The organism is Pusillimonas sp. MFBS29 (genome assembly GCF_020687695.1).
Lineage (GTDB): Bacteria > Pseudomonadota > Gammaproteobacteria > Burkholderiales > Burkholderiaceae_B > Pusillimonas_C.
Map to the genome: position 1 here is coordinate 277,904 of NZ_JAJEWL010000001.1, position 16,418 is coordinate 294,321.

Annotated in this window: 13 protein-coding genes and 1 tRNA gene; 9 read left to right on the forward strand and 5 right to left on the reverse strand. The window is 57.8% G+C overall.

The genetic code is table 11. From position 1 onward, the window contains the following. Window positions 1-45 precede the first annotated feature (45 nt). From LKR43_RS01370 to LKR43_RS01380, 3 genes are read left to right on the forward strand one after another with little or no spacing between them, the layout of a single operon-like run. A complete protein-coding gene (locus LKR43_RS01370) occupies window positions 46-1,695 on the forward strand; it encodes a VRR-NUC domain-containing protein (RefSeq protein ID WP_227682047.1) in 1,650 nt (549 codons plus the stop codon). Continuing rightward, on the forward strand, window positions 1,692-3,959 hold the full coding sequence (locus tag LKR43_RS01375) for an ATP-dependent DNA helicase (protein ID WP_227682048.1): 2,268 nt from the start codon (window positions 1,692-1,694) through the stop codon (window positions 3,957-3,959). Before LKR43_RS01370 ends, LKR43_RS01375 begins: the two co-directional genes overlap by 4 nt. Window positions 3,960-4,009: 50 nt before the next feature. Continuing rightward, a complete protein-coding gene (locus LKR43_RS01380) occupies window positions 4,010-5,404 on the forward strand; it encodes a chloride channel protein (RefSeq protein WP_227682049.1) in 1,395 nt (464 codons plus the stop codon). A gap of 93 nt (window positions 5,405-5,497) precedes the next feature. Here the strand turns inward: LKR43_RS01380 and LKR43_RS01385 are convergent. Then, window positions 5,498-5,573: transfer RNA gene (locus tag LKR43_RS01385), tRNA-Gly, on the reverse strand. Window positions 5,574-5,734: 161 nt separating this feature from the next. Between LKR43_RS01385 and murB the strand changes: the two genes are divergently transcribed. After that, window positions 5,735-6,754 carry a UDP-N-acetylmuramate dehydrogenase gene (gene murB, locus LKR43_RS01390; protein ID WP_227682050.1) on the forward strand — a complete coding sequence of 340 codons (1,020 nt, stop codon included), beginning with the start codon at window positions 5,735-5,737 and terminating at the stop codon, window positions 6,752-6,754. 46 nt (window positions 6,755-6,800) lie between these two features. On the opposite strand, the gene dapB is transcribed toward murB, so the two are convergent. Continuing rightward, window positions 6,801-7,592: a 4-hydroxy-tetrahydrodipicolinate reductase gene (gene dapB / locus LKR43_RS01395; protein WP_227682051.1), complete on the reverse strand. Its 792-nt coding sequence runs from the start codon at window positions 7,590-7,592 to the stop codon at window positions 6,801-6,803. Between the two features lie 9 nt (window positions 7,593-7,601). Further along, window positions 7,602-8,159 (reverse strand): outer membrane protein assembly factor BamE, encoded by a 558-nt coding sequence (locus LKR43_RS01400; RefSeq protein ID WP_227682052.1) that lies wholly within the window; start codon window positions 8,157-8,159, stop codon window positions 7,602-7,604. A 147-nt stretch (window positions 8,160-8,306) separates the two neighbouring features. On the opposite strand from LKR43_RS01400, the gene fur reads away from it, so the two are divergent. Then, on the forward strand, window positions 8,307-8,732 hold the full coding sequence (gene fur / locus LKR43_RS01405; RefSeq protein WP_227682053.1) for a ferric iron uptake transcriptional regulator: 426 nt from the start codon (window positions 8,307-8,309) through the stop codon (window positions 8,730-8,732). Window positions 8,733-8,776: 44 nt separating this feature from the next. Here fur and recN read toward each other — a convergent pair whose 3' ends face one another. Together recN and LKR43_RS01415 are read right to left on the reverse strand one after the other, a co-directional pair. Continuing rightward, entirely contained in the window at window positions 8,777-10,432 is a 1,656-nt protein-coding gene (recN, locus tag LKR43_RS01410; RefSeq protein ID WP_227682054.1) for a DNA repair protein RecN, read from the reverse strand. A 4-nt stretch (window positions 10,433-10,436) separates the two neighbouring features. Next, window positions 10,437-11,336: an NAD kinase gene (locus tag LKR43_RS01415; RefSeq protein ID WP_227682055.1), complete on the reverse strand. Its 900-nt coding sequence runs from the start codon at window positions 11,334-11,336 to the stop codon at window positions 10,437-10,439. Window positions 11,337-11,461: 125 nt separating this feature from the next. Here LKR43_RS01415 and hrcA point away from each other — a divergent pair, with 125 nt between their 5' ends. The 4 genes from hrcA (at window position 11,462) to dnaK (ending at window position 16,365) form a co-directional block, all read left to right on the forward strand. Continuing rightward, window positions 11,462-12,469: a heat-inducible transcriptional repressor HrcA gene (hrcA, locus tag LKR43_RS01420; RefSeq protein ID WP_227682056.1), complete on the forward strand. Its 1,008-nt coding sequence runs from the start codon at window positions 11,462-11,464 to the stop codon at window positions 12,467-12,469. 5 nt (window positions 12,470-12,474) lie between these two features. Then, window positions 12,475-13,536 (forward strand): ferrochelatase, encoded by a 1,062-nt coding sequence (hemH, locus tag LKR43_RS01425; protein ID WP_227682057.1) that lies wholly within the window; start codon window positions 12,475-12,477, stop codon window positions 13,534-13,536. Between the two features lie 125 nt (window positions 13,537-13,661). Next, window positions 13,662-14,276, forward strand: coding sequence for a nucleotide exchange factor GrpE (gene grpE, locus LKR43_RS01430; RefSeq protein WP_227682058.1), 615 nt, complete (start codon window positions 13,662-13,664; stop codon window positions 14,274-14,276). Between the two features lie 175 nt (window positions 14,277-14,451). Further along, window positions 14,452-16,365 (forward strand): molecular chaperone DnaK, encoded by a 1,914-nt coding sequence (dnaK, locus tag LKR43_RS01435; RefSeq protein WP_227682059.1) that lies wholly within the window; start codon window positions 14,452-14,454, stop codon window positions 16,363-16,365. Window positions 16,366-16,418 lie beyond the last annotated feature (53 nt).

The following is a 16,418-nucleotide window of genomic DNA, read 5'->3' on the forward strand; positions in this document are numbered from 1 at the left end:
CAAGCTTGATATACTGTATTTAAATACAGTTATTGTTCAGTGCCGATGAACCCCGTGCTCGAAAACCGCTATTACTATCTCGACAATTTCGAGATGGTCCTTCGCTGGGTCTCGCAGCGTTACGATGACTTGCTGGCCAGCAATGAACGCGATTTCATTGGCCGTTTTCAAGAGCTTCCACGCGCCTCGCGGGCGCTGCTGGTCAGAATGATCATGCGCAAGGGCACGCTCTTCAGAAGCAGCAAGCTGCGCTACGACGAGATCGGCAGCACCGCTGTGGCTGCCCGGGCTCTGGTCGAGCAGGGCTGGCTGAACGACAGCCCCGCACTGACACTCGAGCAATTGTTCGGCCTGCTGACCAAGGCCGAACTGGGCCGGGCTTTCGGTACGGAGCTGTGCGGTCAGCACACCCGCAAAGATGCGCAGTACCTGGCCTTGAAAGAGCGATACACCGAAGCACTGCCCATCCATGCCTGGCATGCAGCACCAACCGATCATGTATACGAGTTGCTCGTTATGCCTTTGTGCGAACGTCTAAGACTGATGTTCTTTGGCAATTTGCACCAGGACTGGTCCGAGTTTGTGCTTGCCGATCTGGGCCTGTATGTCTACGAAAAAGTAGAGTTCCCTGCAACATCGCGAATTTTTCACAGCCGGCAAGATATCGACGACTACTTGTATCTGCACGATTGTGGTGACCGGTTCCGTGCTGGAGAGGATGCCGGGCTTGTGGTGCAGGATATTCCGCCGGCGCCTTACCAGAACGAGTGGCTGGAGCGACGCCGCGCCAAGCTGCTGTTCCAGTTCGGACGCCACTACGAACAACGCCGTGATTGGTCCGGGGCGCATGCTTTGTATGCGCAATCTGCGCAAGCGGGCGCGCGTAGCCGACGCGTACGTGTGCTCGAGCTCAGTGAACAGTTTGAGTCGGCCCTGCAATTGGCGCAGGCAGCATTGCAGGAGCCCGAAAACGAAGCGGAAAAGCAGCAAATCGAGCGCACGTTGCCGCGGCTGTTACGCAAGCTTGGTCGGCCGCTTCCTGCGCGTCGGAGTGCTCCGGCCATGAGCAAACAGGTACTGAGCCTGCCCAAACCTGCTGCGTTCACCTGCGTCGAGGAATTGGTCCGCAAGTACCTCCAGCAGTCGTACAGCCCCGTCTATTATGTAGAAAATACATTGGTCAACGCGCTATTTGGTTTGCTGTGCTGGGACGCAATCTTCGCGGCGCTGCCCGGCGCCTTCTTCCATCCCTTCCAGCGTACGCCGGCTGATTTGCACAGTATTGATTTCTACTCACGGCGTAAGGAGCTCTTCGACAGCTGTCTGGCTCAGCTTGATTCCGGTGCCTACAGAAACACCATCGTGCACAATCATGAACGAAAAGCCGGCATCCAGTCGGGATTCGTGGCTTGGGGCATCATGACCGACCAATTACTCGACCATGCCCTGGCGTGCATTCCGGCATCTCATCTGAAGAAATGGTTTGAGCGCATTCTGCTCGATATACCTGCTCATCGTTCAGGCTTCCCCGACCTGGTCCAGTTCTGGCCGCTGGAAAAGCGTTATCGCATGATTGAGGTTAAAGGGCCTGGCGATCGTCTGCAGGACAATCAGCTGCGATGGTTCGATTATTGTGCGCAGCACGATATGCCTGTCGAGGTCTGTCATGTGCAGTGGGCAGAAGAACCGGTATGAAATATGCCGTAGCGGTGCGTGCCCTGTGCGAGTTCACGGCCAAACAGGGTGACCTGGATCTGCGTTTCACGCCGGCACCGACAGCCCAGGAGGGCATTGCAGGTCATGCGCTGGTGGCAGCACGCCGCCCTGCGCACTATAAGACCGAGATCAGTCTGTCGGGCGAATTTGGTAATCTGCTTGTTCGTGGTCGTGCCGACGGCTGGGAGCCGGTGCAGCAGCAGCTTGAGGAAATCAAGACATTTCGCGGCGACCTGGCCCGCATGCCTGCCAATCATCGTCATTTGCACTGGGCCCAGATCAGGATATACGGCCATCTGCTTTGCCAGAAGCTGAGCTTGCCTGAACTCAGGCTGGCATTGGTCTATTTCGATATCCAGAGCCAGCGTGAAACCGTAATCAGCGAGCTGCACAACGCTGCCGCCCTTCGGCAAGGCTTCGAGGAGCAGTGCCGGCTGTTTCTGGATTGGGCCGACCAGGAATTGATGCATCGGAAGAATCGCGATCACGGGCTGGAAGGTCTGCGCTTTCCATACCCTGAGTTCAGAGCGGGCCAGCGGCCCCTGGCGGTAGCGGTATACAAAGCGGCGCGTGGCGGCGACTGCCTGGCGGCCCAGGCCCCGACAGGCATAGGCAAGACTATAGGTACGCTGTTTCCTGCGCTGAAAGCGGCCCCCGCAGCGAAGCTGGACAAGGTCTTTTTCCTTACCGCCAAGACCTCCGGACGCAGTGTCGCCCTGCAAGCCCTGAGGCAGATTCGCAGCATGGCTCCACAGATGCCTTTGCGTGTCATCGAACTGGTGGCGCGTGACAAAGCCTGCGAGCATCCGGACAAGGCTTGCCATGGTGAGTCCTGCCCGCTGGCAGCGGGGTTCTACGACCGCTTGCCGCAAGCCCGGAAGGCAGCCCTCGGCGGTGGCTTCCTCGACAAACAGGCGCTGCGGCAGGTGGCGGCGGAGCATCAGGTCTGTCTGTACTACCTGGGGCAAGAGCTGGTGCGCTGGTGTGATGTTGCAGTGGGTGACTACAACTACTATTTTGACTCGGGTGCCATGCTGCATGGCCTGATGGTGGCCAATCAATGGCGCTCTGGCGTGTTGGTCGATGAGGCCCATAATCTGCTTGACCGTGCGCGTGCAATGTATAGCGCCGAGCTGGAACGGACAGCCTTCATGTCGTTGCGACGCTCGGCTCCGACTGTGTTGAGGCGAACGATCGATAGCGTGAATCGTTGCTGGAACGAGCTGGTGAGGAACCAGGATGTGGCTTACCAGGCCTATGACTGCCTTCCTCAGAAACTGATCGGGGCATTGCAGCGAGCCGTGGCCGCCATCATTGATTTCCAGACGGACAACCCTGGGCATGCTGACAGCAGTCTGCAGCGTTTTTACTTCGATGCGCTGCACTTTCTGCGCATTGCAGACTTGTTTGGCAGTCACTCGGTATTTGATATCACCATCAGAGCTCCGGCTGCCGGCAGAACGGCAAGGCAGTCTGTATTGTGCCTGCGCAACCTTATTCCTGCCGGCTTTCTCGCACCGCGCTTTGATGCAGCCTGTTTCACGACGTTGTTTTCGGCCACGCTGACTCCAACACATTTCTACAGCGATACGCTGGGTATGCCGGCCGACAGCATCTGGATGGACGTGGAATCACCCTTCAAGCCCGAGCAGCTTCATGTTCAGGTAGCGCACAGCATCTCCACACGCTATCAGCACCGCAGCGCTTCCTTGCAGCCCATGGTCGATCTCATGGCCAGGCAATATGCTGCCAAGCCGGGCAATTATCTCGTCTTTCTCAGCAGCTTTGATTACCTGCAGCAGTTGGCGACCCTGTTCAAAAGCTGCCATCCGGAAGTCCCCGTCTGGGAACAGGCACGGCATATGCCTGAAGCCGGGCGCGACGCGTTCTTGGAGCGCTTTTCGGAAACCGGCAGCGGTTTGGGTTTTGCTGTGCTGGGTGGTGCCTTTGCTGAAGGTATTGATCTGCCAGGGCAGCGGTTGATAGGCGCCTTTATCGCTACCCTTGGCCTGCCGCAGCTCAATCCGTCCAACGAGCAGGTCAGGCAACGTATGGCCGCATCATTCGGCGGTGGCTATGAGTATGCCTATCTGTATCCAGGCATACGCAAGGTCGTTCAGGCTGCCGGACGCGTGATCCGCAGCACAGATGATCAAGGCGTCGTATTTCTCATGGACGAGCGCTACAACAGGCCGCAAGTGCGCAGGCTGTTGCCCAAATGGTGGCGTGTGACTTCTGCCTGAGCGGTAGAATTCATCTGATTACTGGCCCCCACCTGAGCTGGAAAGCCCACATGTCCTTGCCCCGCTTCAATTTCAATTATGTCGAGCCTGTCGTCATGCTGGCGACGATCATCCAGTGGCTGGTCCTTGCGACGATCGCAGGCGCGGTAGTGGGCAGCGGAACCAGCCTTTTTCTGCACGGACTGAATTTCTTTACTGACAAGACGGCTTCCATGCCTTTTTGGTTTCAGATGGTATTGCTGCCGGTGGGTGGGCTGTTGAATGGTCTGCTTCTGTATTATGGCTACCGCTTGAATAAAACCGGGCTGAAGGACTCGGGTATCGAGGCGGTGCACAGGCAAGCCGGACGCATGCCGTTCAAGACTATCGCCATCAAACCGGTTGCGGCGATCATCACCTTGGCGTCGGGCGGTTCGGCAGGAAGAGAAGGGCCGTGCTCCCATATCGGCGCGTCGCTGGCAGCGGGCATAGGCAGGGTATTCAAGTTGAATGGCGAGTTGCAGACCCGTCTGGTGGCATGCGGTGTCAGTGCCGGTTTTGCTGGCGTATTCGGTACACCGCTGGCGGGTGCCATCTATGGTGTTGAAGTGCTTACGATAGGGCGCATACGCCATGACTTCCTGTTTCCGGCCATCGTGGCAGGATTCGTGTCGTTCGAAATCAGCAAGTTTTGGGGCGTGCCGTACACCTACCTGACTGTACTTTCGCTACCCGAATTCTCCGAGATCCTGTTTCTCAAGACAATCGGCATAGGTATTGTGTGCGGTCTTGTCGCCTGGGTTTTTGTCGATATGATCACCTTCACGCGTACCGTCTTTTCGCGCATCGGAAACAGATTGCGGGTCTGGCCTCCGTTATTGCCGCTGATCGGGGGCTGTATGCTGTCTGTGCTGATTCTTGTCATACCCACTGATTATCTGGGGTTGAGCCTGCCGCTGATTACGCAGGCGCTGAACGGCGAGGCCATGCCGTATTTCGGGTTTCTGTGGAAAACGCTGTTGGTGGCAATTACCCTGGGCTCGGGCTTTTATGGTGGAGTGGCGACGCCGCAACTTGTTATTGGTGCGATCGCAGGCAACGCCTTCGCGCCGCTATTCGGGGTCAGTCCGTCGTTAGGGGCGGCAGTGGGGTTGGTCGCGGTAGTGGCTGCGGCATCGAATACGCCCATTGCCGCCATACTGATGAGTGTTGAGCTGTTTAGCGGAAATCTGGGTGCGGTATATGTGGCCGCGCCTTGCATTGCTGCTTACCTGATAATCGGACACCGCAGCATTTATCCGGACCAGGTCGTTGCTTATCCGAAAACTTCCTGGTTGCGCATGAGACAAGACATGCCATTGGGAGCCGAAAAGGTTTATTTGTCATACGGCCTGCTCAGATGGTGGAGCAGGTTTCGGCTAAGGCAAAGTGTGCGCCGCTGGTGGCAGTGGCTTGGAAGGCGCTGATCAGGCGGCGCTTGATGCAAAAAGGCCCAAACCGAAATTTGGGCCTTTTTCAATCATCTATGGACGTTGGTGGATACCCATAGACAAAAATTCTGGAGCGGGAAACCGGTCTCGAACCGGCGACCTCAACCTTGGCAAGGTTGCGCTCTACCAACTGAGCTATTCCCGCGAAAGAACAAGATATTAGCATGAAACCTATAGCTGTTGTCAAGTGGCCAAGGTTTTTCCATATCAGGCGGTGCAGGGCAGGGCATCACCTGAGCCGGCAGGGGTATGCTTATGCTTTTTCGCCGGCATATCGCCGGATAATTATTTCGGGCGGGGCTGCTTTTGCTGCAGGTAACTGATCAGGATCTGACTTCTTTCAACACGCTGGGCCTGCGCTCGCATGCTCGTGCTTTTGTGCGTTGCGAATCTGCGGACCAGGCGCCGGCATTGTCCGACCTGGCCGATCATTATCAGAATGTTTTCGTATTGGGCGGCGGCAGCAATGTGGTGTTGGCGCCCGAGCTTGATTGTCTGGTCATCAAGGTCGAGACATCTGGCGTACGGCTGCTTTCCGAAACAGACGATGCGTGGATTGTCGAGGCGCAGGCCGGAGAGCGATGGCATGATTTTGTTGAATACTGCATAACTCAGGGCTGGAACGGGCTGGAGAACCTGGCGTTGATTCCGGGAACTGTCGGTGCGGCACCGGTCCAGAATATCGGCGCTTATGGTGTGGAACTCGATCAGCGTTTTCACGGCCTGACCGCCTGGGACATGCGTGACAGACGACTGGTCGATATGTCAGTACAGGATTGCGGATTTTCTTATCGCAACAGTGTTTTCAAACAGGCGGAACCGGGCCGCTGGCTGATTCTGCAGGTGCGTTTCCGACTGCCCAAGGCATGGCGTCCTGTACTCGACTATCCCGACCTGCAGCGCCACGCAGTACTGCAGGCTGCAGGCGACAGGGTAACGGCGCGACAGATCTTCGATGCCGTATGCGAAATCCGGCAAAGCAAACTGCCTGACCCGGCGGTGCTGGGCAACGCCGGTAGCTTCTTCAAGAATCCGGTGGTCAGTGCTGCAGTCTATGAAAGGCTCAGGAAGGAACACCCCGACCTGGTGGCATATCGGCAGCCGGACGGCAGCTTCAAGCTGGCTGCCGGCTGGATGATAGACCGTGCCGGCTGGAAGGGCAGACACATGGGTGCTGCAGGCGTACACGAACGCCAGGCACTGGTATTGATAAATGGCGGCGGAGCAAATGCCAACGATATTGCCGCCCTGGCTGATATGATCAGGGCCGACATTCTCGCGCGCTTTGGTGTGCAGCTGGAGCAGGAGCCCGTTACGGTCGCTTAGGGCATGGAAGGCAGGCTGCCCCTATGGCCGGCCTGCCGGGCGGCGATCAGGTCGCCAGTACATCCTGCATGTCGAACAGACCGAACTCTTTGCGTGCAAGGTAGCGTGCCGCGCGCAGGCTGCCTTGTGCGTAGGTTGCACGGCTGCTGGAGCGATGGGTGATTTCTATACGTTCGCCGGTGCCACAGAAGTAGACAGTGTGGTCGCCCACAATGTCGCCGCCGCGCAGGACTGAAAAGCCGATCTTGCCGGTTTCCCGTGCACCGGTTTCGCCGTGTCGGGCCCAGTCGGCGATATCGTCAAGCTTTTTGCCCCACGCGTTTGCCACGGTTTCGCCCATGGCCAGAGCGGTGCCTGATGGCGCATCGACTTTATTGCGATGGTGGGCTTCGAAGACCTCGGCGTCGTAGCCGCTGTTAAGCAGCCTGGCCGCCATGTCCAGCAGCTTGAGCGTGGCATTTACACCGACGCTCATGTTGGGCGCGAATACCACAGCGATTTTCTGACTGGCGGCCTGTATTGCCTGCTTGCCTTGCTCGTCGAAGCCCGTGGTGCCGATGACGCACTTGGTACCGTGCCTGACGCAGGCCTGCAGATGGGCAAGCGTGCCTTCGGGCCTGGTGAAGTCGATCAGGCAGTCGGCGTTGGCCAGAGCGTCGAGGTCGTCTGTGATGAGCACGCCTGTGTCGCGACCCAGAAAGGCGCCGGCATCCTGACCCAGGCAGGCAGCGCCTGTGCGATCCAGTGCAACCGTAAGCTCCAGGTCCGGGCTCTCGGTAATGGCTTCAATCAGCATGCGGCCCATACGGCCGTCAGCGCCAGCGATGGCAATACGCATTTCTTCCCCCTAGCGTAGTGGTTCTGTAGTGTGTGTGCCGGGCACCTGTGCGCCCGGATTGGCAGGAGCAGACTCTTCAATATTGAGGAGGCGGCGGCGTCTGGTGCTGTTGGGCTCATCGGCCTCGGTGTCTTGCTGGCTGAGGCTTTCATCGTCGCTGTATGGCCCAGTGGCTCCTGCACCGCTGTCGGTTTTTTCATAGGGTTGACGATTGGGCTGGTCGTCGCCTTCCCAGCGCACCAGGCTGTCGCCCTCGAACCAGACGGTGAACTTGCGCTCTTCTTCGTCGCCGTACCCAGGCTTGTTATAGTAGGGATAGTCCCAGCGGTTGGTGCGGAATATGTCTTGCAGGGTAGGCGTACCCAGAATAAAGCGTACCTGTTCGCGCGTCATGCCTTGCTGCAGTTGGGCGACCTGTTCAGAAGTGATCCAGTTGCCTTGTTGGAGGTCTGCGCGGTATGGAAAGCCCCAATGCGTACCGCCGCACGCAGTCAGGGCGATGGCCAGCACACTTGCCGTCAAACCAGTGCGAAGCGTGGAAAGTCTTGGTTTTGCAGTAGTCAGCACTAAGCGCCCCTGTAATTCATCTTGGATAAAACCGTTATCATAAAGCCTGGATAATAAACGCATAATAGCGTTAGTCAGCGACAGGCGTATCGCAAGTCACCGATGCGCCTGATTCTCACCACTATTACTGCCAGAGATATTTTAGCTATGAACGATCAAAACGAATTGAAGAACATGGGTTTGAAGGCGACCTTTCCACGCCTGAAGATCCTTGATATTTTTCGACGAGCCGATCTTCGTCACCAAAGTGCCGAAGATGTATACCGCACACTCGTGGCTGAAGACGTCGATATCGGCCTGGCAACGGTTTATCGGGTGCTGACCCAATTCGAGCAGGCCGGCATTTTGGTGCGCAGCCAGTTTGATGGCGGCAAGGCGGTCTTTGAGCTGAACGACGGCGATCATCATGATCACCTGATCTGCACAAATTGCGGCACCGTTGTCGAGTTCTCGGATCAGGAAATCGAGAAGCGTCAGCACAAGATCGCCAAAGACCAGGGCTTTGTGCTTGAAAGCCATACCATGCTGCTGTATGGCATCTGCCCCGCTTGCAACCAGAAGGGCAGCCGCTAATATTTATCAGGGGGCGGTGCTTGTGAAAGCTGCCGCCCGCTTTTTTATTGTGAGCCCGACAGCATTTCGCGTGCGTGCCGGCGGGTAGTGTCGGTAATTTTCAGGCCGCCCAGCATGCGCGCAATTTCGTTGACACGATCTTCGGCATCAAGGGCTTCGATTTGCGACAGTGTTCCGGCATCAGAGCTGGACTTCCTGACTTCATAATGATGCGTGCCACGCGCAGCAACCTGCGGCAGATGCGTAACGCACAGCACCTGGTGACGATTGCCCAGCGTGCTTAACAGTTTGCCCACCACCTCGGCGACTGCACCCCCCACCCCGGTGTCAACTTCATCGAAGATTAGCGTTGGCACGCGTGCCGCCTGGCTGGCGATGACTGACAGGGCCAGCGATATGCGTGCGAGTTCACCGCCAGAGGCTACCTTGGCCAATGGTTTCGGGCTGGTGCCGGCATGCCCTGCGACCAGGAACTCGATGGACTCATTGCCATGGGATCCGGGCGGGCAGGACGACAGTTGAATTTCGAAACTGCCGCCGCTCATGGATAGATCCTGCATGGCGGTCGTGACCTGCTGCGAGATCTTCTTGCTGGCTTTCTGGCGAGCCTTGCTTAAAAGGCTGGCCTGGCTTTGATATTCGGCGGCGGCGGTGTCGCGCTGCCTGGCGAGTGCTTCGGTATCGGTCGCTGCCTGGCTATTGTTCAACTGATTGGTCAGGCTTTGGAAGAGGGCGTGCAGTTCTTCGGGTTCGGTCTTGAACTTGCGCGCGGCCTCGAAGAGTGTGGACAGGCGCTGCTCGGCCTGCGCCAGCCTTTCGGGCTCGAGTTCTAGCCTGTCGAGGTAGCTGTTCAGGTCGGAGACCGCCTCGGAGGCCGAGATGCGGGCCGATTCAATGGCGTCGTAGATGCCCTGCAGTTGCGGGTCGTGGCCAAGCTGCTGACTTATGGCGTGGGCGGCGCTGTTCAGGGCCTGCATGGCCGAGCCCTGATCGCTGTCGTGGTCAAGCGCGGCAAGAGCATGGTTGGCGCCGTCGAGCAAGGCCTGCGCATGAGCCAGCCGATTATGTTCGGCAGAGAGTGTTTCCCATTCGTTTTCCTGCATGCCGAGCTGTTCGAGTTCGGTTACCTGCCATTCCAGCTGCTCGCGGGCCGCCTGCAGCGAGGCAGCGTTGGTCAGGGCTGCTGCCAGGTTTTGTTCTGCCTGTTGCCATTGTTGCCAGGCTTGCTGTACCTGGCGTGCCAGGGGCAGGTGACCGCCTTGGGTATCGAGCAGTTCGCGCTGGCTGGCAGCTTTAAGCAGGCTTTGATGAGCATGCTGGCCATGAATGTCGACCAGGTGCTCGGCCAGTTCGCGCAACTGGCCAAGGGTAACCGGCAGGCCGTTAATGAAAGAGCGGCTGCGGCCTTGCGCATCGATAACCCGACGCAGGATAAGGTCGTCGTCGGTGGCGAACTCGTGCTCGTTGAGCCAGTCGTGCAGGCTGGCGGGCGGCTCGAAGACGGCGGAGATGTCGGCGCGCGGTGCTCCGTCGCGGATGACCGAGGTGTCGCCGCGCGCACCCAGCGCCAGCGACAGCGCGTCGATGAGTATGGATTTTCCGGCACCGGTTTCACCGGAAAACACGGTAAAGCCGCTGGTGAACGGTATTTCTGCCTGATCAACGATGACGAAGTCGCGTATATGCAGGGATCGCAGCATAGGGTTATTCGGCCTCGTCGGAAGGTTGAGGCATGTGATTCCAGTACAGTTTGCGGCGCAGTGTGGAGAAAAAGCTGTAGCCGGTGGGATGTATGAATCGAACGGTGTTCTGGGCCCGGCGCACGTCGATGCGATCGCCAGGCTGGCACTCGGACCAGGTCTGCATGTCGAAGTGGACGCTGGCTCCGGATTCGACCCGGCCCAGCGCCGTGATGGTCAGGCTGAGTGTGCCGTTATCGGGCAGCACAATAGGGCGGTTGGACAAGGTTTGCGGCGCAACCGGCACCAGCAGACAGGCGGCGAGCTTGGGGTGGACAATGGGCCCGTTGGCCGAAAGCGAATAGGCGGTGGAGCCGGTAGGGGTGGCTATGATGAGGCCGTCGGCACGCTGGCTGTACATGAATACGCCATCGAATTCGACCCGGACTTCTATCATGCCGCCGCGCCCCGCACGATTCAGCACGACGTCGTTCAGGGCCAGGCCCGAATACAGGGTTTCGTTGTCGCGTACCACGCGCCCTTCAAGCAATACGCGGTCTTCGGCATCGTAATTGCCCTGAATGACGCTGCTGATGGCATCACTGGCGCTGTGGAGCGGAATGTCGGTAATGAAACCCAGGCGGCCGTGGTTGATGCCTATCAGCGCGATATTGCTGTGTGCCAGCTGGCGGGCGGCACCGAGCATAGTGCCGTCGCCGCCCATGACGACGGCAAGATCTGCCTGCCGGCCGATTTCGTCGTAAGAGGCGATATTGTGTTCGGTGATGTCAGTGTTGCGGGCCGTATCGGCTTCGATCAGCACTCTGCACCCTTTTGCCTGCAGCATGTCGGCAAGCTTGCGCAGAGGGGCATCGAGACCGTTATCCTGGTATCGGCCTATAAGTGCGACAGTTTTGAAGTGCATAAAGCGCAACCTTGTTGATTGATGGAATAATACAGACTGATTGAGTAGATTGATTATATTGTCCCTGGGGTCGAATGACTGTAGGTAGAAAAACCCGGGTGTGCAACATTATTTGAAATTGCGTTATGGATGATCGTGCTAATGCGCTGTTGAAAGCGCTCATAGAGAAATACATTGACGATGGTCAGCCGGTAGGTTCCCGAACGCTTTCCAAAATGTTCGATTTGTCACCTGCGACCATACGCAACGTGATGGCTGACCTCGAAGACCTGGGCCTGATTCACAGCCCGCATACGTCGGCGGGGCGTATTCCTACGCCCAAGGGTTACCGGTTGTTTGCCGACCGCCTGCTGGCCGTGCAGCGCTTTCAGTCAGTACCTACCCAGATACGCCAGGCACTGCCGGCCGCCGAGCCAGGGCGTGCCGTAACTGCGGCAGCTACGCTGCTGTCTAATTTGTCCCAGTTCGCCGGCGTGGTGCTGGCTCCCAAGCGCGCCCAGATTTTCCGGCAGATTGAGTTCATCAGACTATCTGAAAAGCGCGTGCTGCTGATCATCGTTACGCCTGATGGCGACGTACAGAACCGGATTCTCTTTGTGGCGCGCGACTATCTGGAACAGGAACTGATCGAAGCCAGCAATTTCTTTAATCAGCATTTCGCGGGCATGTCGTTCGAGCAGGTCAAGATCGCGCTTGCCGACGAGCTCTCGTCATTGCAGGCTGACATTTCCCGACTCATGCAGGCCGCCGTTGAAGCCGGCACGGCTGCGGCTGATACCGATGAGTCACTGGTCATTTCGGGTGAAAGCAAGCTGCTCGATATCTCCGAGATTGCTTCCGACATGGATAAGCTGCGCCGCATGTTTTCCTTGTTCGAGAAAAAAACCGACCTGCTTCAGCTGCTCGATGTGTCCAGCCGGGCACAGGGAGTCCAAATCTATATTGGTGGCGATTCGCAACTGGTTCCCATGGACGATGTATCCGTCATTACTGCACCCTATGGCGTAGATGGCACGGTCGTCGGCACCCTGGGGGTCATTGGTCCTTCCCGCATGGCGTATGACCGGGTTATTCCCATCGTCGATATTACGGCACGCCTGCTTTCCAATGCCTTGAGCCACAATCAGTCCTGAGATCCATGTCCAAGCTGTTTGCTTCTTCTTATCTACCTGAACCCACGGATCCGCTTGCATTCAGCACCGAGCCGCCGCCCCGCGAGCCGGGTCCGGTCGGTGTGCTGCTGGTCAATCTGGGTACGCCCGACGAGCCAACCCCGAAATCCATACGCCGGTATCTGGGCGAGTTCCTGTCCGATCCACGTGTCATAGAAATCCCGCAGTGGCTCTGGCAGGTCATTCTCCGGGTTTTCATCCTGACGCGCCGCCCGGCTGCCCTTGCGCCGCGCTATAAGGAAATCTGGCTTGAGCAGGGCTCACCCTTGCTGGTCTGGAGTCAGCTCCAGGCGCAAGGCGTACAGGAGCATCTTCAGGCTGCAGGGCTGGATGCAAGGGTGGCGCTGGGCATGCGCTATGGCAATCCATCCATCGCCGCGGCCATCAATGAGCTCCGGGCCGCCGGCTGCGACCGCATCCTTACCGTACCCATGTATCCGCAATATGCGGCCAGTACCACCGCCACTGCCGTCGATTGCGTGGCTGCTCATGCTGCCAGGATGCGGGATCAGCCCGAGCTGCGTTTCATCAAGCGATTCCAGGATGACGACGCATACATCCAGGCACTGGCCCGCCAGGTGCGCACTTTCTGGGACCATAACGGCAAACCGCAGCGCCTGTTGCTCAGCTTCCATGGCTTGCCGCGCAAGTCGGTGGAGCAGGGCGATCCTTACTACCGCGACTGTATGGAGACGGCAGTATTGCTCAGGCAGGCTCTGGGCGATGACGGTGACCTCGTCCATGTTGCCTTCCAAAGCCGCTTTGGCGCCCAGCGCTGGCTGGAGCCCTACACCGAGCCTACCCTCCGGCAGTGGGCACGAGAAGGTATTACGCATGTCGACGTCATGTGCCCGGGTTTTCTGGCCGACTGCCTGGAAACCATGGAAGAGATTCAGATGCAATGCCGTGATGCCTTCCTGGGTGAGGGCGGGCAGCAGTTCCGCTACCTTCCTTGCCTGAATGACGACCCGGTCTGGGCCGCCGGTTTCGCTGTGCTGATACGAAAGTCGCTGGGGGGTTGGGTGTAAACTCGCTCCGGAGCATATTTGCTGTGCAAGAACTTGGTTTGCACAGGACTTGAAAATGGGGGCGGTCGCCCCCATTTTCATGACATTGGACAATTCAATTCAGATTTCAGAAGCGGAGATTTTTTATGTCGGCACCCCAAGAACCCCAGGATCCCAAGCAGCAGGACCCGGCGGTCGATACCCAGGAGCAGATGGAGGTCAATCAGGATCAGCAATCGGCTGACGATGCTGAGCAGGCCTTCCCGGCCCCCGAGGCGGAAGCACGCACCGATCTGGAGTGGGCAACGCTGTTGTCCGAAACACAGGAAAAGGTGGCCCAGTATCACGATGAGCTGCTGCGCGCCAAGGCCGAGGTCGAGAATATCCGTCGTCGCGCACAGGAAGACGTGGCCAAAGCCCGCAAGTTCGGTACCGAATCGTTTGCCGAAAGCCTGATTCCTGTAAAAGACAGCCTGGAAGCCGCATTGGCGCTGACCGAGCAAACGGCCGAGGCCTGGAAAGAAGGGGTCGAGGCCACCTTGCGTCAACTCAACACTGCCTTCGAGCGCAATGTTCTCAAGGATGTCGCACCGGCGCCGGGCGAGAAGTTCGACCCGCACCTGCACCAGGCCATTTCGGCTGTTCCTTCCGATTTGCCGGAAGGAACCGTCGCCCAGTTGCTGCAAAAGGGCTACACCCTGTCGGAGCGGGTCTTGCGCCCGGCACTGGTCATGGTGTCGTCAGGCCAGCCGGCCGCCTAGGTGCTTGCGCCGGATTCGTGTGGATTTGCGTGTTTTTTGCCGTTAAATGGCCTGGTTCTATGTGAAAAAACACAAAATTTCGAAAAAACAGGCTTGAAAACGCCGACGCGATCCCCACTTAACTACCATCGAGCAGTTTTCACACATTCAAAATTTTTAGCAGGGTTATAAGATTATGGGCAAGATTATTGGGATTGACCTGGGCACGACCAACAGCTGTGTGGCTGTTCTGGACGGCAGCAGCGTCAAGATCATTGAAAATGCTGAAGGCGCACGTACTACGCCTTCCATTGTTGCTTACATGCAAGACGGCGAAATTCTGGTCGGTGCACCGGCCAAACGTCAGGCGGTAACCAACCCGACCAACACACTCTATGCTGTCAAGCGCCTGATCGGCCGCAAGTTTGACGAAAAAGCCGTGCAGAAGGATATCGACCTGATGCCGTACAGCATCGTCAAGGCCGACAACGGCGACGCCTGGGTTGAAGCGCAGGGCAAAAAGCTCGCGCCTCCTCAAGTATCGGCCGATGTGCTGCGCAAGATGAAGAAAACGGCGGAAGATTACCTGGGTGAAGAAGTCACCGAGGCTGTGATCACCGTTCCTGCCTACTTCAACGACAGCCAGCGCCAGGCAACCAAAGACGCCGGCCGCATTGCAGGTCTGGACGTCAAGCGCATCATCAACGAGCCGACTGCGGCTGCGCTGGCCTTTGGCATGGACAAAACCGAAAAGGGCGACCGCAAGATCGTGGTTTATGACCTGGGCGGCGGTACTTTCGACGTCTCCATCATTGAAATCGCCGATGTCGATGGCGAAAAGCAGTTCGAAGTATTGTCGACCAACGGCGATACGTTCCTGGGCGGCGAAGACTTTGACCAGCGCATCATTGACTACATCATCAGCGAATTCCAGAAGGAAAGCGGTGTTGATCTGTCCAAAGACGTACTGGCGCTGCAACGCCTGAAAGAATCGGCCGAGAAAGCCAAGATCGAGCTGTCCTCGACCCAGCAAACCGAGATCAACCTGCCTTACATCACGGCAGATGCCTCCGGTCCCAAGCACCTGAATCTGAAGATTACCCGTGCCAAGCTGGAAGCGCTGGTCGAAGAGCTGATCGAACGCACTATTGCGCCGTGCCGTATCGCAATCAAGGATGCGGGCGTCAAGGTTTCCGAAATCGACGACGTGATTCTGGTCGGCGGTATGACCCGTATGCCCAAGGTGCAGGAAAAGGTCAAGGAATTCTTTGGCAAGGATCCTCGCAAAGACGTCAACCCCGACGAGGCTGTCGCCGCAGGCGCTGCCATTCAGGGTTCGGTACTTTCCGGTGATCGCAAAGACGTGCTGTTGCTGGACGTGACTCCCTTGTCCCTGGGTATTGAAACCCTGGGCGGCGTCATGACCAAGATGATCCAGAAGAACACCACGATTCCTACCCGGTTCTCGCAGGTGTTTTCTACGGCTGACGACAATCAGCCCGCAGTGACCATCAAGGTGTTCCAGGGCGAACGTGAAATTGCGGCCGGCAACAAGGCTTTGGGTGAATTCAACCTGGAAGGCATCCCGCCCGCAACGCGTGGTACGCCCCAGATTGAAGTTACCTTCGATATCGACGCCAACGGTATCTTGCACGTGTCGGCCAAAGACAAGGGTACCGGCAAGGAAAACAAGATCACCATCAAGGCCAATTCCGGTCTGAGCGACGAGGAAATCGAGCGCATGGTGAAGGATGCCGAGGTCAACGCCGAGGAAGATCACCGCATCGCCGAGCTGGCCCTGACACGCAACCAGGCCGACTCGCTGCTGCATTCCACGCGCAAGTCGCTGACCGAGTACGGTGACAAGCTTGAAGCGGCTGACAAGGAAGCCATCGAAGCTGCTTTGACAGAGCTCGAGGAAACCCTGAAGGACGGCGACAAGGCTGCCATCGAAGCCAAGGTCGAAGCGCTGTCCACGGCTTCGCAGAAACTGGGCGAAAAGATGTACGCCGACATGCAGGCCCAGCAGGCGGCTGAAGGCGGTGCCGACAAGCCCGCTGATGACGACGTGGTCGATGCCGACTTCAAGGAAGTCAAGCGCGATCAGTAAAAGTTGCCTGATGTGCAAATGAGCCCGGTTTCTGGTGTTTTACCGGAAATCGG